Genomic DNA, 22,615 nt, shown 5'->3' with positions numbered 1-22,615 from the left:
GTTCCCCTCTCCGACGGTAAGGAGAATGATATTCTCCGAATTTGTAAGCACTTTGCTCATATAGCGCACATCAGAGTGCATTATTATCAGAGCATCACTCTCGCGGTTCTATCTGTCAAGGAGGGGCGCGATGCCGGCCAAGGCAACCCAGCCGCAGGCACAAACGAAGACCGACGGCACCCCCAACGGGGTGCCGGGTTCACAGACGCTGGCGCGCGGACTGAGCGCGCTCGCGGCCATCGCCGCGGCCCCGACCGGGCTCACCGTGCAACAGGTCGCCGACCACGTCGGCGCCCATCGCACGATCGCCTACCGGCTGCTGGCCACCCTCAGCCAGTTCCGGTACGTGACAAAGGGTGAGGACGGGCGCTATCGGCCGGCGCCGGGCTGGCCGCACTCGGTTCGTCCTTCGACAACAACATGCGCCAGCTCAGCGTCCCGACCCTGCGTGCACTTGCCGACGAGCTCGGCAGCACGGTGTCGTTGCTGGTGGCCGAGGGCGATCAGCAGGTGGCGGTCGCGGTGATCGTCCCGACGCAGGTGTTCTACCAACTGTCCTTCCACGAGGGCAGCCGCCATCCGCTCGAGCGCGGCGCCGCCGGAGTGGCACTGCTGGCGAGCATGCCGCCGCGTCCCGGCGAACGCGAACTGGTCCGCGAGACCCGCGAACAGGGTTGGGTGATCACCCACGGCGAGATCGAACCGGACACCTATGGCCTGGCGGTGCCCGTGCGCCGGCGTCTCCCGTCGCCGCCCACCTGCATCAATCTCATCTCGCACCGCGAAGACGTCGTGCTGGGCGGCAAGGACGCGGTGGTCCGGGCAGCAAACGAACTATCGGCGATTCTGTACTGAAAGGCGATGCGCACATGACGGATTGGGACAACGAGGTCGACGTCGTCGTACTGGGCAGCGGCGGTGCAGGGCTCACCGCTGCACTGACCGCGTCGGTCAACGGTGCCTCGGTCGCGATCTACGAGAAGGCACCCACGGTCGGCGGCACGACCGCGGTCTCCGGCGGCATCGTCTGGATCCCGGCCCACGACCGCAGCGCCGACGGGCCGCTGCCGGTCGCCGACGCGATCGACTACCTGCAGGCCCAGTCGCTGGGCTACATGGATGCCGATCTGGTCGACACCTTCGTGCGGACCGGTCCGGCGATGCTCGACTTCGTCGAGGAACACAGCGAACTGCGTTTCGCCGTCGCCGAGGGCTTTCCCGATTACAAGCCCGAGCTCCCCGGCGGGCGCCCGGGCGGCGGCCGCTCACTGAGCGCGGGCCCGGTGGACCAAGGCAAGCTCGGCGCCTGGCGAGACCGGATCACCTCGTTCCCAGCGGATTTCAGCAACGTCGGCATCGACGCGGAGACTCGCGCCCGCATTCACGCCGTCTACGACGATCCCGACGCCGACCTCTGTGTCGCCGGCACCGCACTGATCGCCGGTCTGCTCCGCGGCCTGCTCGATCGCGGCATCCAGCCGGTCACCGAGGCCCGGGCGATCGAACTGGTCGGTGACGCCGACGGTATCGCCGGGGTGCGGATCAGTGTCGATGGCGCCGACGTGACCGTGCGCGCCCGCAGCGGCGTAGTGCTTGCCACCGGCGGATTCGAGTGGGACGCGAAACTGGTCGAGGCCTACCTGCGCGGCCCGATGCGCGGAGCGGTGTCCCCGCCCAACAACACCGGCGACGGGCTGCGGATGGCGATGGCACACGGCGCCGACCTGGCCAACATGGGTGAGGCGTGGTGGGTTCCGATCGTGCAGATCCCCGGTGACACCATCGACGGTCATCCCCGTAGCCGCAGCGTGCGACTGGAACGCACCCGGCCACGCAGCGTCATCGTCAACCGGGCGGGCAAGCGCTTCCTCAACGAGGCAGGCGAATACAACTCGATGGCGGGCGCCTTCCAGTACCTCGACCCCAAGATCGGCTACGCCAACGACCCGGCCTGGATCGTGTTCGACTCCGTGCACCTGCAGCGCTACGGCTTCCTCGGCGTCGAACCCGGCGACGCGGTGCCGGACTGGTTCTGCGAATCGGCCACTCTCGCCGAACTCGGCGCCAAGACCGGGATCGACGCCCAGGGCCTGGCCGAGACCCTGAACCTCTGGAATGACAATGTTTCCCGCGAGGTCGACCCCGACTTCGGCCGCGGATCCAGCGCGTACGACGGGTACTGGGGCGACAACTCGGCCGCCACCCCGGCAGGCCAGACGCTCGGGCCCCTCGACACCGCGCCGTTCTACGCGGTTCCCGTCAAGATCGGCGCGATGGGCACCAAGGGCGGCCCGCGCACCGACCGCGACGGCCGGGTCCTGCACGTCAACGGCTCCCCGATCCCCGGCCTGTTCGCCGCGGGCAATGCCATGGGCGGGGTGACGGGCAAGGCCTACGGTGGGGCCGGCGGCACCCTCGGTCCGGCAATGGTGTTCGGTTACCGCAGCGGCTATGCCGCGGCTACGGGCAAGTCGGTGAGCTGATCGGATACGGTCGATTCGTGCTCGGGAACCCGCGCAGCGCAGCTCAGACCCGCATTCTCGATGCGGCGCTGGAACTGATCGCCGAGCACGGGGTCAGCGGCACGTCGTTGCAGATGATCGCCGACGCGCTCGGCGTCACGAAAGCCGCTGTCTACCACCAGTTCAAGACCAAGGAAGCGATCGTCATCGCGCTCACCGAGCGTGAACTCGGCCAACTGGAGGATGCACTGGAGGCGGCCGAGGCCGAGGGCTCGCCCACCCGGGCTCGGGAAGTCCTGCTGACCCGGGTGATCGACATGGCCGTATCCCGCCGACGTGCCGCCAGCACACTGCAGTTCGATCCGGTCGTGGTGCGACTGCTCGCCGAACACGAACCGTTCCAGCAGTTCATCGACCGGCTCTACGCGGCGATGCTCGGCGACCAGTCCGGCGACGGCGCGCGGGTCCACGCGGCGGTGTTGTCCGGCGTGATCAGCGTGGCGGTGATGCACCCGCTGGTGACCGACCTCGACGATGACACCCTGCGCGCCGAGTTGCTGCAGACGATGCGACGCGTCCTGGCCCTACCCAGCTGAATCCGCGATCAATTGCGCCGCAGCGCTGTACGGATCGGTGGTGCCGTCGGCCACGGCGGCAGCCAGCCCGTCCAGCTCATCATGATTGCGAAGCAAGGTCTGGGCCAGCGACAGGATCTGGGTCCTGGCCCGCGCGGCGCGCCGCGACGCGGTGTCGGATCGGTGGTGAGCGTCGATGGCCTCGACCAGCTCAGCCAAACCCTCCCCTTGAGCCGCAACGAGTTTGAGCACCGGAACAGTCGCCTCGGCCCGAAGGTCACGCGCAGTCTGATCGGCACCCTCACGGTCGGCCTTGTTCACCACCACCAGGTCGGCGACCTCCAGCAGCCCGGCCTTGGCGGCCTGCACGGCATCACCGGCGCCGGGATTGAGGATCACCACGGTCGGGTCGGCGATGGCGGCGATCTCGATCTCGGACTGCCCCACGCCCACCGTCTCCAGCACGATCAGGTCGTAGGACAACGCGGCCAGCAGGCGGATCGCCGCGGGTACCGCGGCAGCCAGCCCACCCAGATGCCCGCGGGTCGCCACCGACCGGATCAGCACGTCGGGATCGTTGATGTGGGCGGCCATCCGGATCCGGTCCCCGAGCAACGCACCGCCGCTGTACGGCGACGACGGATCCACCGCCAGCACCGCGACCCGCAGACCGCGCTCCCGGTAGGCGCCGACGAGTGCACCGACCGTCGTCGACTTTCCGGCTCCTGGCGGCCCGGTAACCCCGATGACGCGCGGAGATGCCGGGCCGAGCACCGCGAGAACCTCGTCGCGACGGTCGCTTTCGACCAGGCTCAGCAACCGCCCGACGGCGCGCTGGGACCCGCCGCGCGCTGCGGCGATGAGCTCCTCGATGTCGTGTTTCGTCATTACGGATGACACTACGGCGCAGACACCTCGATGATCGTCGCCGAGCCCATACCGCCCCCGGCACACATGGCGGCCACGCCGATACCTCCCCCGCGCCGGCGCAACTCGTGGACCATGGTGGCGAGCATGCGAGCCCCGGTGGCGGCCACCGGATGACCCAGTGAGCACCCGCTGCCGCTGACGTTGACGATCTCCGGGTTGATGTCGAGCAGCTTGATGGTGGCGACGCACATCGACGCAAAGGCCTCGTTGATCTCGAACAGGTCCACGTCCGAAAGCGAAAGGCCAGCCCGGCCAAGGGCTTTGGTGATGGCTTCGACGGGGGCCAGCCCGGTCGAGGCCGGGTCGACTCCCACCGAGGCCCAGGACTTGATGGTGGCCAGGGCCGGCAGTCCGAGCTTGTCGCTGGCGATTGTCAGCAGTGCGGCCGCGTCGTTGGCGCCGCACGCATTCCCCGCGGTGATCGAGAACCCGTCGATCTCTGGATGCAGCGGCTTGAGTGCCGCCAGTTTCTCCAGTGTGGTGTCGCGACGCGGATGCTCATCGGTGTCGAACAGACCGTGAGGCGTATCGATCGGGACGATCTCCTCCTTGAACCGGCCCTCGTCGATCGCCGCGATGGCCTTGCGGTGCGAGCCCAATGCCCACTGGTCCATCTCCTCGCGGCTCACCCCGGCCTTCACCGCGGCGTTCCAACCGACCGTGATCGACATGTCCATGTTGGGCGCGTCCGGCCGGTCGGGATGGGTGGGCGGGAACCAGTTGACCCACTCGGCATCCTTGGCACTGCTTGCCGCGCGGACGAACCGCGGTGAGGTCGAGGCCGAGTTCACCCCGCCCGCCAGGATCAGCCGGTCCATCCCGGCGCGGATGCTCGCGGCCGCACTCTGCACGGCCGCCTGACCGGCCGCGCAGTGCCGATTGATCGACGCTCCCGGGACCGTCGTGAGACCGGCGGTGATCGCGGCATGGCGGGCGATGACGCCGCCACCGTAGAGACCTTCGCCCAGGATCACGTCGTCGACCGGGACCGTGCCACGCCCGGCCAGGTCGTCGACCGCGGCGCGCACCACATGGTCGGCCAGCGCGTAGGCGTCCGTATCGCGCAACGTGCCCTTCTTCGCTGTGCCGATGGGAGTACGCAGCGCGGACACGATGACAGCTTCAGGCATTGATCTGCTCCCTGGTTCACCCGGTAAGAGAATGTTATTCTCGCAGCCAGAGAGTCTCAGTTGCAAGAAGGGGAACCGTATGCAAATCGCCGGTAGTTCCGCGATCGTCGTCGGCGGTGCGGGTGGCCTGGGTGAGGCGACCGTCCGCCGCCTGCAGGCAGCGGGAGCCAAGGTGGTCGTCGCGGACCTCGCCGACGAAAAGGGCGCCAGCCTGGAGAAAGAGCTGGGTGTGCGCTACGTGAGCACCGACGCCACCTCCGAGGAGTCGGTGCTCGCTGCCATCGCCGAGGCCGAAGCCCTTGCCCCGCTACGCATCTCCGTGGACACCCACGGCGGGCCCGCCGCAGGCGGCCGATTGGTCGGCAAGGACGGATCCCCGCTGGACCTCGACGGGTTCAAGAAGACCATCGAGTTCTACCTGACCGCGGTGTTCAATGTGATGCGCCTGTCCGCCGCGGCGATCGCCAAGACCGAACCGCTGGAGGAAGGTGGCCGTGGCGTCATCGTCAACACCGCCTCGATCGCGGGATACGAGGGCCAGATCGGCCAGCTGCCCTATTCGGCGGCCAAGGGCGGCGTGCTCGGCATGACACTCGTCGCCGCACGCGACCTGTCGCCGCTGGGCATCCGGGTCTGCACCATCGCTCCCGGCACCATCAACACTCCCGCCTACGGCAAGGCCGCCGATCAGCTCGAGCAGTACTGGGGTCCGCAGGTGCCGTTCCCCAAGCGCATGGGCCGCTCGACCGAGTACGCCCAACTGGCCCAGAGCATCATCGAAAACGACTATCTCAACGGCGAAATCATCCGCCTGGATGGGGCATTGCGCTTCCCGCCCAAGTAATAGTCTGTCGCGATGAACCTGACCGGAAAGGTCGCCTTCGTCGCCGGTGCCAGCCGCGGCATCGGCGCGACGATCGCTGCCGCACTGGCCGCCGAAGGCGCCGCGGTGGCCGTGGCCGCCCGCTCCGAAGAACCGGGCAAGCTGCCCGGGACGATCGGTTCGGTGGCCGCGGACATCAATGACGCGGGCGGACGCGCAGTCCCGGTCGCCTGTGACGTCACCGACGAGGAATCGGTGAACAAGGCTGTCGCAACGGCAGTTTCGGAGTTCGGCGGCATCGACATCCTGGTTGCCAACGCGGGTGTGCTGTGGCTCGGCCCCGTCGAGACCACGCCGTTGAAACGCTGGCAGCTGTGCCTTGACGTCAACCTCACCGGAGTGTTCCTGGTGACCAAGGCCGTCATCCCCCACGTCCGCGAACGCGGCGGCGGTTCGCTCATCGCGATCACCACCACCGGAGTCGACATGGTCGAACACGGTGCCAACGCCTACTGGGTGTCCAAGGCCGCGGCCGAACGTCTCTACCTCGGCCTGGCCTCCGACCTGCGAGCCGACAACATCGCGGTCAACTGCCTCAGCCCGTCACGCGTGGTACTGACCGAGGGATGGCAGGCCGGCGGCAGCGGGCTGCAGATCCCGCCGGAGATGATCGAGCCGCCCGAGGCGATGGGGCTCGCGGCGGTACGCCTGGCCGGTCAAGATGCCGGCGGCGTGACCGGTACCGTCCAGCGCTCTGAGGCGCTCACCTTCTAGCTGCCCCTAGTTGCACCGCGAGCGACCGTGTCTGTACGCCAACACGCCGTAAATTGCGTACATTCGCGGTCGCTCGCGGGGCAGAACATCTGGGGAGAACATCAGTTCTTCGCGATCAGGCCGTCCACGATCCGATTGAAATCGGCAGTGCCGAACGAGACGTACTCGGCGAGGTTGGCGTAGTCCAGCGACGCCATCACCTGCTGCTCCAGCTGGATGTTCATCAACCGCTTGGTGGCCTCGACCGCCTGCTTGGGCAGATCGATCAGCTTCTTCGCGCACGCGATCGCCTCGGCCAGCGGGTCCTCGACCACGTGATTGGCCAGTCCCAGCTCGACTGCCCGCTGAGCCTTGATCCGCACGCCGGTGAGCGCAAACTCCTTGGCCTGCAACAGGCTGATCTGCGAACCCCACACCAGCGGACCGCCGTCGGCGGCCACCAGCCCGATCTGTACGTGCGGATCGGCGAAGTGTGCGTTCTCGGCCATGTAGACGACGTCCGAGAGCGCGGCCAGGCTGCAGCCCAGCCCGACGGCCGGGCCGTTCACCGCGGCGACGACGGGGATGCGGCAGCGCACCATGCCGATGACGAGGTCGCGTCCGTGCTTGATCGTCTTCTGGCGCAAGGCTTCATCACGCCGCAACTCATCGAGGTAGTTGAAGTCACCGCCCGCGGAGAACGCCCGGCCGGCACCGGTGATCACCGCGGCACGCGCGTCGGCGTCCTCGTTGAGCGCCTCCCACAGCCGCGCGAGCCCGACGTGCAAGTTGTCGTTGACGGCATTGAGCGCATCGGGTCGGTTCAGCGTGATGATGCGCAGCGCGCCGTCGGCCTGCACATCGATTTCGTCCGGCATTCCGTACATGTATCTAGACTCCCAGCCCGAGGATTCGTGACGCGATGATGTTCTTCTGGATCTGCGATGTGCCACCCATGACGCTCTGCGCGCGGCTGTAGAGATACGCGCTCAGCAGCTCGGGATCGCTGGTGCCGGTGACCGCGAGTGCGGCATGCCCGACGGACTGCTCGACCCAGGTCATCAGCAGCTTGTCCAACGAGCCGTCCGGACCGTGCTTGAGCCCGTCGAGTTGTTCGGACAGCCGCCGTCGCACGTGCAGCCGCAGCATCTCGGCCTGCACACCCGCCCAGGCGAGATCTTCGGGCACCTTCCCCTCGACCCGAGAGGCCATCTCGCGCACCAGCTTTCCGTAGCGCGCCGAATAGCCGAGCGTCGACGGTTCACGCTCATGGCTGACCACTGTCATGGCAAGGCGCCAACCGTCGCCCGGTTCCCCCACCATGTTCGAAGCCGGCACCACCGCACCGTCGAACGCCACCTGACCGAACTCCGTGGTGACACCGTTGATCATCTGCAACGGCCGCTGCTCGATGCCGTCCTGGTGCATCGACACGATGAATGCCGAAATTCCCTTGTGCCTGGCCACATTCTTGTCGGTGCGGGCCAGCACCAGGCACCAGTCGGCGACATCGGAGTAGCTGGTCCAGATCTTGTGCCCGTTGATGATGTAGTTGTCGCCGTCGCGCGTCGCCGTCGTGGTCAGCGAGGCGAGGTCCGAACCGGCGCCGGGCTCCGAAAAGCCCTGGCACCAACGCTCGGTGCCGTTGATCATCCCTGGCAGGAACCGCTGCTGCAGCTCCTTGCTGCCGTGATGGCCCAGGCCGACCACGAGGTAGCCGAGGCTGGGTCGCGGCGGTGCACCGGCGCGGGCCAGCTCCTCGTCGACGATGACGTCGTAGACCGGCGGCAGGTTCTGGCCGCCGAACTCCTCAGGCCAGGAGGTACCGAAAAACCCTGCGGCATAGAGGGCCTGATGCCACTCCCCCATCCGGGCCCAGTAGTCGTCGCCGGAGGCCTTGAAGGACGCGGCGTTCTCGGCCAGCCAGGCCCTCAAGCGGTCCCGGAAGGCGGCTTCTTCAGGCGAATCACGAAAGTCCAAGATCAGTGACCTCCAAGTCTTCTAGCTTGACGGGCCACAGCTCGGTGGCCACCAGAACCCGGCGCAGATACACATGCGCCAGGCATTCCCAGGTGTTTCCGATTCCGCCGTGCACCTGGATCGCGGTCTCGCAGACGGTGCGCGCGGCGCGGGCGCAGTAGACCTTGGCGATCTTTCCGGCCCGGACGGCTTCCTCGGCCGGCAGCTCGTCGACGGCCCATGCCGCGTGACGCAGCACGCTGATCGATCCCTCGATCAGGGCGAGCCCCTCGGCCAGCAGGTGTGCGACAGCCTGGTACGACCCGATCGTCGAGCCGTACTGCTCACGGACTTTCGCATAGTCGACGGCCAGCGCGTGCACACCGCGGGCGGCACCGACCAGGTCGGCGCTGGTGGCGGTCAGCGCGAGCGCCTGCCAGCGCAGGGCGTCCTCGTCCGACAGCTCACCGAGCTCGGCGGGCGACTCGACCGCGCCCACCGTGCTGCGCGTGAGATCCACACCGGCAGTGGCGGCTTCGTCGGCGCCGACCTTCACCTCCCGATCGAGCCGACGGGCGAGATCGTCGGCCAGCACCGGCCCAAGGAAGGGCACGTCCACCAGACCGCGTCCGAATTCCTCGGCGATGATCGCCACTTCCACACCGGACGCACCGTCGGAACGCAGCGTGCGCCACTCGGTTGCGGCGACCGTGCTCTCCAGCCGGGCGATCCGGCCCTCATCCGACAGCTCTCCGACCGCATCCGGTCCGAGATCGTCGGCCAGTTTCGCTGCGGCCTCTCGCAGCTGCTGCTGTTCAGACGTCAGACGAACGTCCATGCCGCTCCTTCAGCACTCGTCGCAATACCTTTCCGGAAGGTAACCGGGGTATCTCGGTTACGAACTCAACGCGGCTGGGCCGCTTGTACGAGGCCAGCCGCTCACCGACGAGGTCGATGAGCTCCTCTGCTGACACCGCAGAATGTGTCGTCACGGCGGCCACGACGGCCTCGCCGTCGGCCGCGTCGGTCACACCGAACACCGCACAGTCGGTCACCGCAGGGTGGCCGTGCAGCACCGCCTCGACCTCGGCCGGCGCCACCTGGAAGCCGCGGACCTTGACCATCTCCTTGGAGCGGTCCGTGATGCGCAGGTATCCGTCGTCGTCGAGGTAGCCGATGTCGCCGGTGCGGTACCAGCCGTCGCGGAATGCGCCCGTGGTGGCGTCCTTCGGCAGGTATCCGGCCATCACCGAGTCCGACCGAACCTGGATCTCACCGTCCTCGCCTATGCGGACGGCGACCCCGCGCACCGGAGTGCCCACGGTGTCGATATGGGTGGCATCCAGCGGATTACACGCGATCACGGGGAGTTCGGTGGTGCCATAGGCGGTCAGCCACCGGATCCCGGTACGTTCGGTGACGGCGTCGGCGACACTGCGGGTGACCGGGGTGGCGCACCACATCACGTAGCGCAGCGACGACAGATCGTAGCGGCCGAGATCGGGGTGCGCGGCCAGCGCCAAAGCAATTGGCGCCACAGCCATTTCGATTGTGATGCGATCGGATTCGATGTGACGCAACATCGTGTCGACATCGAACCGGCGGTGCAGGCGCATCCAGGCGCCGGTGTCGAGCACCATGGCGATGTTCAGCAAACCCAGGATGTGCGACGGCGGCGTCATGATCTGCATGCGGTCGGCACTGGTGAACCCCAGCGCGTCACGCCAGTGGTCGATGGCCGCGGCAAACCCGCGATGGGTGTGGCGCACCGCCTTGGGCAAGCCGGTGGTTCCCGAGCTGAAGACGAACAGCGCGTCGCCGCCCGGGTCGGGCGCATCGAACCGCCGCAGACCCGGGGTGACGGGCTCGTCGAGATGCAGCATCGGCATCTGCTCGGCCAGCACCTCGTGATCGCCCACCGCATGGGTGGGCGTGGTCAGCGCCAGGACGTGAGCGACCTCGGTGGCCTTCCAAGCCGGGCTGATCAGCACGGCCACCGCACCCAGGCCCCAGATCGCGCGCAGGGCGACGACGAACTCGGGACGGTTGGACGACATCATGGCGACGCGATCACCCGGCCTGACACCCCGGTGCTCCAGCTCCGTGGCCATCCCGCTGGTCAGCGCATCGAGTTCGGCCAGGGTGTACTCGCGGTCGTCGAACGCGAGAACGACGGGGTCAGTCAAGATTCACAACCCCTTTCCCCAGGCTCCGCTGGGCGTCGAGCACACCGAGAAGATACTATCAGTTAGCGAGAATGGTATTCTCTTCATATCAGAACGTACTTGCACAGGGGAGTCACATGACGGCAGATCCGACGGTCGGTAGCGAAGCGGACGGCAAGGTCACGATCGTCTTCGATCGTGAGCAGTTGTCCGTACCCCGCCGACAGGGCGAAACACTGCTGGAGAGCGCGCGCCGCGCCGGGATGACGCCTCCGTTCTCCTGCGAGGCCGGCAACTGCGGCACCTGCATGGCCAAGCTCCTCGAGGGGACCGCCACCATGCGCGTCAACGACGCGCTCGATGACGACGAGGTGGCCGAGGGCTACGTACTGACCTGCCAGGCGATCCCGGACTGCAATTCGGTGACGGTCTCCTACGACGAGGACTGAGCATTCGATGACGGCGCCGCCGAGCCCTCCAGGGGTACGGCGGCGTATTCATCGAATGCCGGCGCCGGCCGGTAGTCCGGCGCATAGCCGGCGACGTGCACGGGGCTACCCACCAAGCGGAAATCGCCGGCGCTGACGAGCATCTCGGGCGTCGCGTCCAGCGCCTGCGGCAGGCTACGCACCGCAGCAGCAGGTATCCCCAGCGGCTTGAGCCGTGACTCCCAGCCCGCGGCGGTATCGGTCGCCAGCGCGGCAGCCACCACGTCCAGGACCTCGTCTCGCCGAGCCGCCCGCTCGGCCATGGTCTCGAAACCGTCGATCCCGGCCTCACCGGCAAACGACTTCCAGAATCCGTCGTGGGTGATGAACAAGGCCAGATAGCCATCGGCCGTCGGGAACAGTTGCGCGGGGACGTAATACGAATGCGCCCCGAACGGATGGCGGCGCGGTTCGGCACCGTCGTTGAGATAGGCCGAGGCACGGTAGTTCAGCTGCGACAGCATGACATCACGCAGCGAGACATCCACCTGGCCGCCGTTGCCGGAGACGATCATCGCCAGCAGGCCCAGCGCCGCGGTCAGCCCGGTCGAGTTGTCCGCCGAGGAGTAGCCCGGCAGGGTTGGCGGGCCGTCGGGATCGCCGGTCATCGCGGCCACCCCGGTGGCGGCCTGGATGACGTAGTCGAATGCGGGGTCGTCTCCCCCGTCCAACCCGAATCCCGTCATCGCGACACAGACGATCTTGGGATTGAAGCGTCGCAGGTTCTCATAGGTCAGGCCCAGCCTGCGGATCACCGAAGGCTTCATGTTCACCAGCAGCGCGTGCGAATCAGCCACCAGTTCAGCGAGTTTCGCTTGGCCGGCCTCGGAGGCGAGGTCGATGCAGATGCTGCGCTTACCCCGGTTGAGGCTGGCGAAATAGCTGTCACTGACCTGACGGGAGATCTCCCCGCCGGGTGGTTCGACCTTGATCACCTCGGCGCCCAGGTCGGCCAGCATCATGGTGGCGTACGGGCCGGCCAGCATGACGCCGACCTCGATGATGCGGATGCCCGCCAGCGGCGCGGTCATTTCGCCGAGACCACGGTTTGTGCCGGGATCATCGAACAGCCTTGGCGAGTTCGGCGATCACCTCACGCGTGCGGTACTTCGACGCGATCAGCTCGTCACGGTTGTCACCGATCGGCAACAGCCGCACCGACAGGTCCGTGACACCCGCATCGGCGAACTGCTTGAACCGCTTCAGGATTGACTCCTCGTCGCCCGCGGCGAGCAGATCGCCGACGTTACGGGCCTCGCCGCGGTCCAGCAGCCGCTGGTAGTTGGGCGAGGTCTCGGCTTCGGCGAGGACGCGATTGGCTCGGTCCTTGGCTTCCTCGATCTCGGAGTTGGCGCACAGCGTGACCGGGATGCCGGCGACGATGCGCGGCGCGGGCTTACCGGCTTCGGCCGCGGCCTTGTTGATCTTCGGGGCGATGTGCTCGCCGATCGCCTTCTCGTCGGCCATCCACAGCGACGTGCCGTCGGCGTGCTCACCGGCGATCTGCAACATCACCGGGCCCAGCGCGGACACCAGCACCGGCATCGGGGTGTCGGCGCCCAGCACCGTCGGGTTGTGCACGGTGAAGGAATCGTTCTCCACGTCAACGTCTCCGGGTCCGGAGATGGCAGCGTTGAGCACCTGCAGGTAGTCCCGGGTGTAGGCGGCCGGCTTGTCATAGGGCAGGCCAAGCATGTCGCGGACGATCCAGTGGTGCGACGGCCCGACACCCAGGACCAGACGGCCTCCCGAGATGGCGTGCACCGACAGCGCCTGCCGCGCCAGCGCGATCGGATGCTGCGCCTGCAGCGGCACCACCGCGGTGCCGAGTTCGATGCGCGACGTGTTCGACGCCATCAGCGCCACCATGGTGAGCAGGTCGAAGTCGTTGGGCACCTGGGGCATCCACGCACTGTCCAGCCCGGCCGACTCGGCCCACTGGATGTCGGAGATCAACTTGGAGACCTTGCGGGCCATGTCGCCGCGCTCGGCCCCGATCATCACGCCCAGCCTCATGACTCCGAAACCTTTTCTGTCAGCGCACGGACATCGGTCACCAGGGTGTCGAGCGACGTCCCCGTCGGGAAAACCGCTGCCGCACCGGCATCCAGCAGTTTCTGGACATCGGATTGCGGGATGGTGCCGCCGACGACGACGGCGATGTCACCGGCATCGGCTGCCCGTAACGCCTCGACGGTGCGGGTGGTCAGCGCGACATGCGCACCCGAGAGGATCGAAAGACCCACCAGTGCGACGTCTTCCTGCAACGCGATCGACACGATGTCCTCGATGCGCTGCCGGATACCGGTGTAGATGACCTCGAATCCGGCGTCACGCAGCGTGCGCGCGACGATCTTGGCGCCGCGGTCGTGGCCGTCGAGACCCGGCTTGGCGACAAGTACTCGGGTTGCCACTAGAACACCACCGGCTGCTGGAACTCGCCCCACACCGACTTCAAGGTCGACACCATCTCTCCCACTGTGCAATACGCATTGGCGCAATCGATCAACCGGTGCATCAGGTTGTCTGCCCCCGGTCCACTGCCTTCGGCACCTCTGGCCAGGGCGGCCAGGGTCTCTTTGACCGCGACGTCGTCACGCTCGGCCTTGACCTTGGACAGCCGCTTGAGCTGCAGATCGCGACCCTCCGCATCGAGCTCATAGGTGTCGATATCGGGCGCCGGCTCGTCGGTGACGAACTTGTTTACCCCGACCACCGGGCGCGCCCCCGACTCGACCTCCTGGTGGATCTTGAACGCCTCGTCGGCGATCAGGCCCTGCAGGTAGCCGTCCTCGATGCAGCGGACCATGCCGCCGTGCTTCTCCAGGTCGTCCATGATCTCGATGATCTTGGCCTCGGTGGCGTCGGTGAGCGCCTCGACGAAGTACGAACCGCCCAGCGGGTCGGCGACTTTGGTGACACCGGTTTCGTAAGCCAGGATCTGCTGGGTTCGCAGGGCCAGCGTCGCCGATTCCTCACTGGGCAGGGCGAACGGTTCGTCCCACGCCGCGGTGAACATCGACTGCACACCGCCCAGCACCGCAGCCAGGGACTCATAGGCCACTCGCACCAGGTTGTTCTGTGCCTGCGGCGCGTACAGCGAGGCCCCGCCGGCCACACAGCCGAACCGGAACATCGAGGCCTTGTCGGTGGTCGCACCGTAGCGCTCCCGCACGATCGTGGCCCAACGACGCCTGCCGGCACGATATTTGGCGATCTCCTCGAAGAAGTCACCGTGGGTGTAGAAGAAGAACGAGATCTGCGGGGCGAACTTGTCGATCGTCATGCGGCCGCGCTCGACCACCGTGTCGCAGTAGGTGACGCCATCGGCGAGCGTGAACGACATCTCCTGCACCGCGTTGGCGCCCGCGTCGCGGAAGTGCGCACCCGCCACCGAGATCGCGTTGAACCGCGGGACCTCGGCGGCACAGAACTCGATGGTGTCGGCGATCAGGCGCAGCGATGGCTCGGGTGGCCAGATCCAGGTCCCGCGCGACGCGTATTCCTTGAGGATGTCGTTCTGGATGGTTCCGGTCAGCTTCTCGCGCGGCACGCCCTTCTTCTCCGCGGCGGCGACGTAGAACGCCAGCAGGATCGCCGCGGTGCCGTTGATGGTGAAGCTGGTGCTGATCTTGTCCAGCGGAATGCTGTCGAACAGGATCTCGGCGTCTGCCAGGGTGTCCACCGCGACGCCGACGCGACCGACCTCCTCGCCGTACTCTTCGTCATCGGAGTCGTAGCCGCACTGGGTGGGTAGGTCCAGCGCCACCGACAGGCCCGTCCCACCCTGATCGAGCAGGTAGCGGTACCGGCGGTTGGATTCCTCGGCGGTGCCGAAACCCGAGTACTGCCGGAAGGTCCAGGTCTTCCCGCGATAGCCGGACGCGAAGTTGCCGCGTGTGAAGGGATAGGTCCCGGGGGCAGGCGGCTCGACCGCACGGTCGCTCGGTCCGTAGACGGGCGCCAGCGGGATCCCTGATGGAGTCTCTACCGGAGGCACAACTTGCTCGCTCATCAGTGGATAACGTACTTGCTAAAAATGAGAATGCCAATACCGCAGGGTGGAAATGTGGGGCCTGTACTGGCCGGGAGCCCTCCGACCTGCACTCCGAGGACAGTCGACGACATAGGCGAACAGGTCTGGTGGACGCCGATTCTCCGGGCGCCGGGCCCGACGATTACGACACTTGCTAAAAATGAGAATGCCAATACCATTTGGGTACGGTTGACAGACCGTTGACGAAAGCGCAACAGCGGATTGCTGCGCTCGACGAGGAGGACCATGTCCAGCCAGCAAGAGTCATTCACCGATCGCACGCTGGTCGTATCCGGCGGCAGCCGCGGTATCGGTCTGGCGATTGCGCTCGGCGCCGCTCGCCGCGGGGCGAATGTGGTGCTGCTGGCCAAGACCGCTGAACCCCATCCCAAGCTTCCGGGCACCGTGCACACCGCCGTCGCGGAGGTCGAGGCTGCCGGCGGCAAGGGTGTCGCGGTCGTGGGCGACGTGCGCAAGGAAGAGGACGTGGCCCGCGCGATCGAGACCGCGGTCGAGCACTTCGGCGGCGTCGACATCGTGATCAACAACGCGAGCGCCATCGCCACCGAACCGACCGACGCGTTGTCGGCCAAGAAGTTCGACCTGATGATGGACATCAACATCCGCGGCACGTTCCTGCTCACCAAGGCCGCGCTGCCGCACCTGCGCAAGTCGACCAACGGCCAGGTGCTGACGCTGGCCCCACCGATGAACATGAACCCCTACTGGCTGGGGGCGCACCCCTCCTACACCCTGTCCAAGTACGGCATGACGCTGCTGTCGCTGGGCTGGGCCGCTGAATACGCGGACGCGGGAATCGGTTTCAGCTGCCTGTGGCCCGAGACCTACATCGTCACCTCCGCGGTGACGAACCTGGCCGACGGGCAGAACCTGGCACAGTCGTCCCGCAACCCCGAGATCATGGCGGACGCGGCCGTCGAGATCCTGTCGCGCCCCGCCGCCGAGGTGAACGGCCAGACCTTCATCGACTCGGAGGTGCTCACAGCTTCCGGCGTCACCGACCTCTCCCGCTACGGCGGCGGGGATAATCCGATCATCGACATCTTCATCGACGCACCGGGACAGGGCCTATGAGCATCTCGCTACTGCTGGAGATGGCGGTCTCGGGCGGAGGAGACCGCACCGCAGTGGTGTCCGACGACCTCCGCCTTACCACCGAGGAACTCAGCACCCTGGCCGACGGCGGTGCCGGTGTCATCGCGGCCTCCGGGGCCGCCCACGTGGCCTATGTCGGCACCGGCGGCGCCCTGCTGCCGTTGCTGCTGTTCGCCTCTGCCCGGGCCGCCGTGCCGTTCACCCCGCTGAACTACCGACTCAGCAAGGACGGCCTGCACGAACTGATAGAGCGGCTGCCCGAACCACTGGTCGTCACCGACGCCGAATACGCCGATGTCGTCGCGGGAGCGGGCAAGCACGTCATCAGCTCCGAGGACTTCCTGGCCGCGGCGCGCACCGCCGAACCAGCGGCCGAATTCGCCGACCCCGACGCGGTCGCGGTGGTGCTGTTCACCTCGGGCACCACGTCGCGCCCCAAGGCCGTCGAGCTCACCCACAACAACCTCACCAGCTACATCACCGGGACAGTCGAATTCGCCTCGGCGGCAGACGAAGACGCCGCCCTGATCTGCGTTCCTCCGTATCACATCGCCGGCGTCAGCGCGGCAATGTCGAATCTGTACGCCGGCCGGAAGATGGTCTATCTGCGGCATTTCGACGCCGAGAAATGGGTCGACCTGGTCCGCGCCGAAGGCGTCACGTCGGCCACCGTGGTACCGACGATGCTGGACCGCATCGTCACTGCCCTGGAAGCGGCCGGCCTGCAACTGCCCACCCTGCGCAACCTCGCCTACGGCGGCTCGAAGGTGGCGCTGCCGCTGGTCCGCAAGGCGCTGCAGCTGCTGCCGAACGTCGGCTTCGTCAATGCCTACGGATTGACCGAGACCAGCTCCACCATTGCGGTTCTGGGCCCCGACGATCACCGCGAGGCGCTGGCCGCCGAGGATCCGGCCGCGGCTCGGCGGCTCGGTTCGGTCGGCCAGGTTGTGCCCGGGATCGAGGTCCAGATCCGCGCCGAGGACGGCACCGTGCTGGGTGCGGGCGAGACGGGTGAGCTGTTCGTGCGTGGTGAGCAGGTGTCGGGTCGCTACACCGACATCGGATCGGTGCTCGACGCCGAGGGCTGGTTCCCGACAAAGGATGTCGCCATGCTCGACGAGGGCGGCTATCTGTTCATCGGAGGGCGGTCCGACGACACCATCATCCGTGGCGGGGAGAACATCGCCCCGGCCGAGATCGAGGACGTACTCGTCGAACATCCCGAGGTCCGCGACGTCGCCGTCGTCGGCCCCGAGGACCCGCAATGGGGACAGATCATCGTGGCCGTCGTGGTACCCGTCGAGGGCACCTCGCCCGACCCGGACGCGTTGCGCGATCATGTGCGCAAGCAGCTGCGCGGTTCACGCACCCCCGACCGGGTGGTGTTCCGTGATGAACTACCGACCAACCCGACCGGCAAGGTTCTGCGCCGCCAACTCGTCGACGAACTCGCACCAGCCTCCAAGGAGTCAGCATGATCAAGAACGGAACGCGCCTGCAGAGCCAGGTGTGCGACACCCAGGTCATCGTGGTGCGCAGCGCCGACAGCCTCGACGACCTCCGCGCGGGCGGCGTCGCGATGATCGCACTCGACGCCGAAAAGGACTCGGGCGCAGCGATCGACGCGGCGTTCTCCGACGGCAACCTGATGGGCAAGCGCTACGTCGACGAGGGCGGGGCCGAAGTGCTGGTCACCAAGGCCGGCACCGGAACGCTGTCGGTCGGGACCACCGCCCTCAGCCTCAAGGAAGCCAAGCCGCTCCCGGCCAGCGACTAGATCGGCATCGCGGCTAGGACTGCATCAGACTCGCGGCGACGGCCGCCGCCTCGGCCGCGCCGGCGGGCAGTGGAGTCGCCGCGGCGGCGCGTAGACCGTCCAGCAGCAAGGCAATCTGGCGCCGGGCGACCGCAGCGGCATCCGGGCCGCCATGGTCGGCCAGGCAGGCATTGAGCCAAAGCGCTGTGAACAGGTCGTCGACGGTGACGTCAGCACGCAGCGAACCGTCGGCCTGAGCGCCGGCGATCAACCGCGAGCCGAGTTCCAGACTGGCCTGGCAGATCTGCTCGATCGCCGGCGAGGCGTATCGCGAGGTGCACATGGCATCACTGAAGGCATGATCGCCGGCCTGCATGTCACACAATCCGAAAATGAAGGTGGCGAAGCGATCCCACGCTGAGTCGGCGGACAGCGCACGTTCAGACAGGTCCGCCAGCGTCTGCGCGAGCAGGGCAGACAACGCTGCGTCGATCAGGTCCTCGCGTGTCCCGAATCGGTTGTAGAGCGTCCCGATGCTGACCCCGGCGCGCGCCGCGATCGCTTCCAGCGGAGCGCCGAGCCCGCGCTCCTGAAACTCGGCCTGCGCGGCTTCGAGCAGTTTCTCGCGATTGCGGCGCGCATCGGCGCGTAACGCGCGTTGTGCAGGCATCGCACCTCCAACTAACTTGACAGCCACCCTCAATATAGCGCTAGGCTGAGCCGCATAACTTGAGCACTTTCCTCAACTTGGAGAAACAGTGAAGCTGCCCTGGTATATCAAGCCCGGCAACAAGGCAATCATCGCGTTGTCCCGGCTCGGACTCCGCTTCGGCGCAAAGGGTCCCGTGATCCTCACGGTCACCGGACGTAAATCCGGGCAACCCCGCGCGACACCGGTCACACCGATGTTCGTCGACGGCAAGCAATACGTCGCGGCGGCACCGGAGGCGGCGTGGATCGCAAACGTCCGGGCCGACCAGGCCGCGACGTTGAGCCGGGGCCGTCGAGCCGAGCAGGTCCGGGTGGTCGAACTTTCCGACGAGGACGCCAGGCCATTACTTCGCCTGCTGCCCAGCCTGATTCCCGGCTGGGTCGGCTTTCTTCGCCAGGGCGGACTGGTGATCGACGGTGGCCCCGAGGAGTTCGAGGCGCTACTGGGGCGGATGCCGATCTTCCGGATGGATCCCGCGTAGGTGCGCCTCACGCGTGACGGCTGGTCACTCCCCCGTCCACGACGAGTTGCGTGCCGGTGATGAACGACGCCTTCGGTGACATGAGGAACGCGACGGCGGCCCCGATCTCGTCAGGCTGCCCGAGCCGGCCCAGCGGCGCGGCCTGTTCGAAGCTCGCGCGGATCTCCTCGACGTCCAACGCGATCTGGAGCATCGGGGTGTGGATGAAGCCCGGGCACACGGCGTTGACACGAATTCCCAACGGGCCCAACTGTGCAGCCATTGACCGCGTCATACCGAGCAAGCCTGCCTTGGAGGCGCAGTAAGCCGGGATGAACGGGTTGGCGGCCAGGCCTTCGATGCTGGAGATGCCGACGACCGCGGGCGATCCACCATCTTTCGCTGACCTCTCCAGGTGCGGTAACAACAACTGCACCAACAACGCCTGCGCACGCAGATTCACGTCGAGCACCGCGTCCCACGACTCCTCGGTGAAGGCGCCCACGGGTTCGGGGAGCACGCGGCCCGCGGCGTGCACCAGACCGTCGATGCCGCCGAGCGCCTGCGCCGTCTCCTCGACGGCTGCCGTGAGCGCACCGGTGTCACACACGTCGATCACCGTCGATGTCATGCCCAATCCTTCGGCCACCTCGCGGACCTCGGGCGCGATGTCCCACAACGCGACCCGCCGACCATCTGCGATCAGCGCCTCCGCGCTGGCCCGGCCGATCCCCGACGCTGCACCTGTCACCACCACACCTGTCATGCCGGACACCGTAGTGGCTCGGCGGGTGTCCAGATCGAGGATTCCCGTCAGGTGGTCGGTTTGAGAGAGGTCACTGACCGGTGAGGTCGGCCAGCGCCTGCGCGGTCTGCAGATCCTCGTAGGCCGCTGAATACCTTTGGGCCAGTGCCAGAGCGATGTCGGGCCGCTGCCACAGTTCGCCCGCGCTGGCGGTGGCCAGCCAGGTCATGAGCCCGTGGGCGACCGAAGCCCGGTAGCGCAGCCAGATCTCGTCGGGTGACGGCAGTTCGTCGGCGGGCAGTTCCAGCTCGTCGCGGTACTCCTCGAGCAGCTGGCGTTCGGACACCCGGCGGTCTTCAGTGGTCAGCGCGCCCTGCAGGAAGTAGCCGAGGTCCAGGGAGAAGTTGCCGTGACGGGCCACCTGCCAATCGAGGAACCCGACATCCCCATCGGGCATCAGATAGGTGTTTCCGATGTGCGGATCGCCGTGCAGCAGCGTCTGCGAGGCACCGGGCAAGGTGAGGGTCTGGATGAAGGGCTTCCAAATCCCTTCCACCAGGTGATCGATCGTCAACGCGTGAACTGAGGCCGGGGCGTCGTCGCCCAACCGCTCGAGTGCGGCAGGCAGGGGCGCCCACTGCATGCCGTCCCAGGGCACGAAGGGCTCCAGCCACTCCAGACCGGGACGCCGCACGCGCTCGCCCCAGAACGCACCGTGCAACCTGGCCAGGCCGCGCACGCCGTGCGCAGCCTGCTCCACGGTCAGCGGCCGGGTGGCGTCGCGCGGATCGGCCGAGCGTGCGGTCAGATCCTCCATGACCAGCATGAAGTCTTCGTCGCCCTCGTCGATCGGCGCTGCGTACACCGTCGGATGTTCCAGCGGCAGTTCAACTTTCGAGTTGAACAGCCTGGGCTCGTGCAGCAGGCCGCTGGTGTACTTGATCATCTCCTTGTGGCCGGGGTCGACGGCCTTGGCGAACACCCTGGCAGGCCCGGTCGGCCCTGGCTTGTAGGTGACCGACAGGCGCGCACGACGGTTGGTGCCGTCGTCGCGCATCTCGACGGTCACGCGGTCCACCACGGCATCCGGGTGATGGTCGGCCAGCGCGGCCGTCAACCATTCGGGCGTGACCTGTGCCCAGTCCTTGGGGACGGTCAGCGCGGCCGTCACGCGGTTGCCTCGCACGCTCGGCTCCCGCGTGTCCATCTACGGTTCGCTCCGCAAGCGTCGCTCACGGGATCAGAACCGGCATCGAATCCCAGCCGCGGACAGTCGAAGTCGGCGACAAGACGGCGTTGTCGAGATCAACGTCCCATTCCGGGAAACGCTTGAGCATCTCCTCCAGCGCGATCCGGCCTTCGAGTCGCGCGAGGGCCGAGCCCAGGCAGTAGTGGGTTCCGACACTGAACGCCAGGTGCTGGCGCTGCTCGCGATGGATGTCGAAAACCTCACCGTCGGGCGGGAACTGACGGCTGTCGCGGACGGCCGCACCGATCAGCATCATCATCACGCTGCCCTCGGGAACCGTCTGGCCGTAGAACTCGACGTCGCGGGTCACGTAGCGGGCGACGTGCGGGGCCGGCGGCTCGAACCGCAGCAGTTCCTCGATGGCCTGCGGGATGAGCGCCGGGTTCTCGACCAGCTGGCGCCGCTGCTCCGGATGCTCGGCCAGCACCTTTGCCGCCCAACCGATCAGCCGTGTGGTGGTCTCGTTGCCGGCACCCGCCACCACGTTGATGTAGATGAGCAGTTCCTCGCGGGTGAGCTTGCGGGTGACCCCGTGTTCGTCGGTGAACTCGACGTTGAGCAGATCGGTCATGATGTCGTCGGACGGATTGTCCTTGCGCCAGTCGATGTAGGTCTCGAAGATCGAGCCGTCGACCAGGCCCTCCTGAGCCGCCTTCATCGGCTTGCCGGCCTCGGTGCGCAACTGGTCATTGCCGTGGTCGCGGATCATCTCCTGGTCGTCCTCGGGGATGCCCAGCAGCGCACTGATCACCCGCATCGGCATGATCGCGCCGAAATCCTTGATGAAGTCGACCTTGCCCGCGCCCACCAGCGGATCCAGTGATTGCGCGCAGAATTCCCGGATCTTGGGCTCCAGCGCATTGATCTTGCGTGGGGTGAACATCCGGGCCAGCAGCTTGCGATGCACAGTGTGGATCGGCGGGTCCTCGAAAATCAGGGCGCCCGAGGGAATGTCGATGTTGGCCTTGATCAGCTCGATGATCGCGCCGCGGGCCGAGCTGAAGGTCTCGTGGTCGACGAGCGCTTTGTTGACGTCGGCGAAACGGCTCAACGCGTAGAAGTCGTGCTGCTCGTTGTAGTAGAGCGGCGATTCCTCGCGGAGCCGGGCGAACGTCGGATACGGGTTGGCGTTGATCTCGACGTCGTAGGGATCGAAATACACGTCACTGGTGGTGCTCACACTCACGGCGGTCCGCCTCTCTGAGGGCTGCGGAGAGTTACTTACCCGCGTAAGTTACACGTCGGGACGGCTACCG

At 67.0% G+C, this 22,615-nt stretch carries 23 protein-coding genes and 1 pseudogene; 10 read left to right on the top strand and 14 right to left on the bottom strand.

Annotated features, from left to right (window positions below; all coding sequences use genetic code 11):
• The first annotated feature begins 130 nt into the window (after nucleotides 1–130).
• From ACNQVK_RS14200 to ACNQVK_RS14190, 3 genes and pseudogenes are all read left to right on the top strand, one after another.
• A pseudogene (locus ACNQVK_RS14200) lies at nucleotides 131–855 on the top strand (IclR family transcriptional regulator).
• A 14-nt stretch (nucleotides 856–869) separates the two neighbouring features.
• A complete protein-coding gene (locus ACNQVK_RS14195) occupies nucleotides 870–2,483 on the top strand; it encodes an FAD-dependent oxidoreductase (protein WP_418030011.1) in 1,614 nt (537 codons plus the stop codon).
• Nucleotides 2,484–2,500: 17 nt separating this feature from the next.
• A complete protein-coding gene (locus ACNQVK_RS14190) occupies nucleotides 2,501–3,058 on the top strand; it encodes a TetR/AcrR family transcriptional regulator (protein WP_418030010.1) in 558 nt (185 codons plus the stop codon).
• Here the strand turns inward: ACNQVK_RS14190 and meaB are convergent.
• Nucleotides 3,047–3,925 (bottom strand): methylmalonyl Co-A mutase-associated GTPase MeaB, encoded by an 879-nt coding sequence (gene meaB, locus ACNQVK_RS14185; protein WP_418030009.1) that lies wholly within the window; start codon nucleotides 3,923–3,925, stop codon nucleotides 3,047–3,049. The two genes, ACNQVK_RS14190 and meaB, sit on opposite strands and share 12 nt — an antisense overlap.
• A gap of 11 nt (nucleotides 3,926–3,936) precedes the next feature.
• Nucleotides 3,937–5,097, bottom strand: coding sequence for a thiolase family protein (locus tag ACNQVK_RS14180; RefSeq protein ID WP_418030008.1), 1,161 nt, complete (start codon nucleotides 5,095–5,097; stop codon nucleotides 3,937–3,939).
• Between the two features lie 79 nt (nucleotides 5,098–5,176).
• Here ACNQVK_RS14180 and ACNQVK_RS14175 point away from each other — a divergent pair, with 79 nt between their 5' ends.
• Entirely contained in the window at nucleotides 5,177–5,941 is a 765-nt protein-coding gene (locus ACNQVK_RS14175; RefSeq protein ID WP_276128646.1) for an SDR family NAD(P)-dependent oxidoreductase, read from the top strand.
• 12 nt (nucleotides 5,942–5,953) lie between these two features.
• Nucleotides 5,954–6,694, top strand: coding sequence for an SDR family NAD(P)-dependent oxidoreductase (locus ACNQVK_RS14170; protein ID WP_418030007.1), 741 nt, complete (start codon nucleotides 5,954–5,956; stop codon nucleotides 6,692–6,694).
• A gap of 101 nt (nucleotides 6,695–6,795) precedes the next feature.
• On the opposite strand, the gene ACNQVK_RS14165 is transcribed toward ACNQVK_RS14170, so the two are convergent.
• The 4 genes from ACNQVK_RS14165 to ACNQVK_RS14150 are packed head-to-tail and all read right to left on the bottom strand — an operon-like array spanning nucleotide 6,796 to nucleotide 10,818.
• Complete coding sequence (locus ACNQVK_RS14165) at nucleotides 6,796–7,560, bottom strand: enoyl-CoA hydratase/isomerase family protein (RefSeq protein WP_211155285.1); 765 nt, start codon at nucleotides 7,558–7,560, stop codon at nucleotides 6,796–6,798.
• Between the two features lie 4 nt (nucleotides 7,561–7,564).
• Nucleotides 7,565–8,653: an acyl-CoA dehydrogenase family protein gene (locus tag ACNQVK_RS14160; protein ID WP_418030006.1), complete on the bottom strand. Its 1,089-nt coding sequence runs from the start codon at nucleotides 8,651–8,653 to the stop codon at nucleotides 7,565–7,567.
• Nucleotides 8,640–9,470 (bottom strand): acyl-CoA dehydrogenase family protein, encoded by an 831-nt coding sequence (locus ACNQVK_RS14155; protein WP_409551614.1) that lies wholly within the window; start codon nucleotides 9,468–9,470, stop codon nucleotides 8,640–8,642. Before ACNQVK_RS14155 ends, ACNQVK_RS14160 begins: the two co-directional genes overlap by 14 nt.
• A complete protein-coding gene (locus ACNQVK_RS14150; protein WP_418030005.1) occupies nucleotides 9,448–10,818 on the bottom strand; it encodes a class I adenylate-forming enzyme family protein in 1,371 nt (456 codons plus the stop codon). Before ACNQVK_RS14150 ends, ACNQVK_RS14155 begins: the two co-directional genes overlap by 23 nt.
• Nucleotides 10,819–10,934: 116 nt before the next feature.
• On the opposite strand from ACNQVK_RS14150, the gene ACNQVK_RS14145 reads away from it, so the two are divergent.
• Nucleotides 10,935–11,246, top strand: coding sequence for a 2Fe-2S iron-sulfur cluster-binding protein (locus ACNQVK_RS14145; RefSeq protein ID WP_409551616.1), 312 nt, complete (start codon nucleotides 10,935–10,937; stop codon nucleotides 11,244–11,246).
• On the opposite strand, the gene ACNQVK_RS14140 is transcribed toward ACNQVK_RS14145, so the two are convergent.
• The 4 genes from ACNQVK_RS14140 to ACNQVK_RS14125 are packed head-to-tail and all read right to left on the bottom strand — an operon-like array spanning nucleotide 11,231 to nucleotide 15,300.
• The gene (locus ACNQVK_RS14140) at nucleotides 11,231–12,316 is read right to left on the bottom strand and encodes a CaiB/BaiF CoA transferase family protein (protein ID WP_418030004.1); all 1,086 of its coding nucleotides are present in this window, start codon (nucleotides 12,314–12,316) and stop codon (nucleotides 11,231–11,233) included. The genes ACNQVK_RS14145 and ACNQVK_RS14140 overlap by 16 nt on opposite strands.
• A 28-nt stretch (nucleotides 12,317–12,344) precedes the next feature.
• The gene (locus ACNQVK_RS14135; protein ID WP_064938273.1) at nucleotides 12,345–13,301 is read right to left on the bottom strand and encodes an LLM class F420-dependent oxidoreductase; all 957 of its coding nucleotides are present in this window, start codon (nucleotides 13,299–13,301) and stop codon (nucleotides 12,345–12,347) included.
• Complete coding sequence (locus tag ACNQVK_RS14130; RefSeq protein ID WP_044522188.1) at nucleotides 13,298–13,699, bottom strand: cobalamin B12-binding domain-containing protein; 402 nt, start codon at nucleotides 13,697–13,699, stop codon at nucleotides 13,298–13,300. The genes ACNQVK_RS14135 and ACNQVK_RS14130 overlap by 4 nt, the downstream gene beginning before the upstream one ends.
• Nucleotides 13,699–15,300, bottom strand: a complete 1,602-nt coding sequence (locus ACNQVK_RS14125) for a methylmalonyl-CoA mutase family protein (protein WP_124712483.1) — start codon at nucleotides 15,298–15,300, stop codon at nucleotides 13,699–13,701. The genes ACNQVK_RS14130 and ACNQVK_RS14125 overlap by 1 nt, the downstream gene beginning before the upstream one ends.
• A 267-nt stretch (nucleotides 15,301–15,567) precedes the next feature.
• Between ACNQVK_RS14125 and ACNQVK_RS14120 the strand changes: the two genes are divergently transcribed.
• The 3 genes from ACNQVK_RS14120 to ACNQVK_RS14110 are packed head-to-tail and all read left to right on the top strand — an operon-like array spanning nucleotide 15,568 to nucleotide 18,214.
• Nucleotides 15,568–16,416, top strand: coding sequence for an SDR family oxidoreductase (locus ACNQVK_RS14120; protein ID WP_418030003.1), 849 nt, complete (start codon nucleotides 15,568–15,570; stop codon nucleotides 16,414–16,416).
• Entirely contained in the window at nucleotides 16,413–17,915 is a 1,503-nt protein-coding gene (locus ACNQVK_RS14115) for a class I adenylate-forming enzyme family protein (RefSeq protein WP_418030002.1), read from the top strand. The genes ACNQVK_RS14120 and ACNQVK_RS14115 overlap by 4 nt, the downstream gene beginning before the upstream one ends.
• The gene (locus tag ACNQVK_RS14110; protein WP_418030001.1) at nucleotides 17,912–18,214 is read left to right on the top strand and encodes a hypothetical protein; all 303 of its coding nucleotides are present in this window, start codon (nucleotides 17,912–17,914) and stop codon (nucleotides 18,212–18,214) included. Before ACNQVK_RS14115 ends, ACNQVK_RS14110 begins: the two co-directional genes overlap by 4 nt.
• 13 nt (nucleotides 18,215–18,227) lie before the next feature.
• Here the strand turns inward: ACNQVK_RS14110 and ACNQVK_RS14105 are convergent, their stop codons facing one another.
• Entirely contained in the window at nucleotides 18,228–18,863 is a 636-nt protein-coding gene (locus ACNQVK_RS14105; protein WP_418030000.1) for a TetR/AcrR family transcriptional regulator, read from the bottom strand.
• An 88-nt stretch (nucleotides 18,864–18,951) separates the two neighbouring features.
• Between ACNQVK_RS14105 and ACNQVK_RS14100 the strand changes: the two genes are divergently transcribed.
• The gene (locus ACNQVK_RS14100) at nucleotides 18,952–19,386 is read left to right on the top strand and encodes a nitroreductase family deazaflavin-dependent oxidoreductase (protein ID WP_418029999.1); all 435 of its coding nucleotides are present in this window, start codon (nucleotides 18,952–18,954) and stop codon (nucleotides 19,384–19,386) included.
• A gap of 7 nt (nucleotides 19,387–19,393) precedes the next feature.
• Here the strand turns inward: ACNQVK_RS14100 and ACNQVK_RS14095 are convergent, their stop codons facing one another.
• The 3 genes from ACNQVK_RS14095 to ACNQVK_RS14085 all read right to left on the bottom strand — a co-directional run bounded on the left by ACNQVK_RS14095 (nucleotide 19,394) and on the right by ACNQVK_RS14085 (nucleotide 22,545).
• On the bottom strand, nucleotides 19,394–20,131 hold the full coding sequence (locus ACNQVK_RS14095) for an SDR family NAD(P)-dependent oxidoreductase (protein ID WP_418029998.1): 738 nt from the start codon (nucleotides 20,129–20,131) through the stop codon (nucleotides 19,394–19,396).
• Between the two features lie 70 nt (nucleotides 20,132–20,201).
• Nucleotides 20,202–21,281 (bottom strand): phosphotransferase, encoded by a 1,080-nt coding sequence (locus tag ACNQVK_RS14090; protein WP_418034160.1) that lies wholly within the window; start codon nucleotides 21,279–21,281, stop codon nucleotides 20,202–20,204.
• Between the two features lie 61 nt (nucleotides 21,282–21,342).
• Nucleotides 21,343–22,545 carry a cytochrome P450 gene (locus ACNQVK_RS14085; protein WP_418029997.1) on the bottom strand — a complete coding sequence of 401 codons (1,203 nt, stop codon included), beginning with the start codon at nucleotides 22,543–22,545 and terminating at the stop codon, nucleotides 21,343–21,345.
• Between the last annotated feature and the right edge of the window lie 70 nt (nucleotides 22,546–22,615).

Origin of the sequence: Mycobacterium sp. 134, assembly GCF_048282715.1 — a bacterium.
GTDB lineage: Bacteria > Actinomycetota > Actinomycetes > Mycobacteriales > Mycobacteriaceae > Mycobacterium > Mycobacterium septicum.
The sequence above is the reverse complement of the archived record's forward strand: the minus strand, read 5'-3'. Positions and strand labels throughout refer to the sequence as shown.

Coding starts and splice junctions, on each gene's coding strand:
- ACNQVK_RS14195 (WP_418030011.1), top strand. CDS start 870: ATGACGGATTGGGACAACGAGGTCGACGTCGTCGTACTGGGCAGCGGC.
- meaB (WP_418030009.1), bottom strand. CDS start 3,925: ATGACGAAACACGACATCGAGGAGCTCATCGCCGCAGCGCGCGGCGGG.
- ACNQVK_RS14180 (WP_418030008.1), bottom strand. CDS start 5,097: ATGCCTGAAGCTGTCATCGTGTCCGCGCTGCGTACTCCCATCGGCACA.
- ACNQVK_RS14175 (WP_276128646.1), top strand. CDS start 5,177: ATGCAAATCGCCGGTAGTTCCGCGATCGTCGTCGGCGGTGCGGGTGGC.
- ACNQVK_RS14170 (WP_418030007.1), top strand. CDS start 5,954: ATGAACCTGACCGGAAAGGTCGCCTTCGTCGCCGGTGCCAGCCGCGGC.
- ACNQVK_RS14165 (WP_211155285.1), bottom strand. CDS start 7,560: ATGTACGGAATGCCGGACGAAATCGATGTGCAGGCCGACGGCGCGCTG.
- ACNQVK_RS14155 (WP_409551614.1), bottom strand. CDS start 9,470: ATGGACGTTCGTCTGACGTCTGAACAGCAGCAGCTGCGAGAGGCCGCA.
- ACNQVK_RS14145 (WP_409551616.1), top strand. CDS start 10,935: ATGACGGCAGATCCGACGGTCGGTAGCGAAGCGGACGGCAAGGTCACG.
- ACNQVK_RS14140 (WP_418030004.1), bottom strand. CDS start 12,316: ATGACCGCGCCGCTGGCGGGCATCCGCATCATCGAGGTCGGCGTCATG.
- ACNQVK_RS14135 (WP_064938273.1), bottom strand. CDS start 13,301: ATGAGGCTGGGCGTGATGATCGGGGCCGAGCGCGGCGACATGGCCCGC.
- ACNQVK_RS14125 (WP_124712483.1), bottom strand. CDS start 15,300: ATGAGCGAGCAAGTTGTGCCTCCGGTAGAGACTCCATCAGGGATCCCG.
- ACNQVK_RS14120 (WP_418030003.1), top strand. CDS start 15,568: ATGTCCAGCCAGCAAGAGTCATTCACCGATCGCACGCTGGTCGTATCC.
- ACNQVK_RS14115 (WP_418030002.1), top strand. CDS start 16,413: ATGAGCATCTCGCTACTGCTGGAGATGGCGGTCTCGGGCGGAGGAGAC.
- ACNQVK_RS14110 (WP_418030001.1), top strand. CDS start 17,912: ATGATCAAGAACGGAACGCGCCTGCAGAGCCAGGTGTGCGACACCCAG.
- ACNQVK_RS14105 (WP_418030000.1), bottom strand. CDS start 18,863: ATGCCTGCACAACGCGCGTTACGCGCCGATGCGCGCCGCAATCGCGAG.
- ACNQVK_RS14095 (WP_418029998.1), bottom strand. CDS start 20,131: ATGACAGGTGTGGTGGTGACAGGTGCAGCGTCGGGGATCGGCCGGGCC.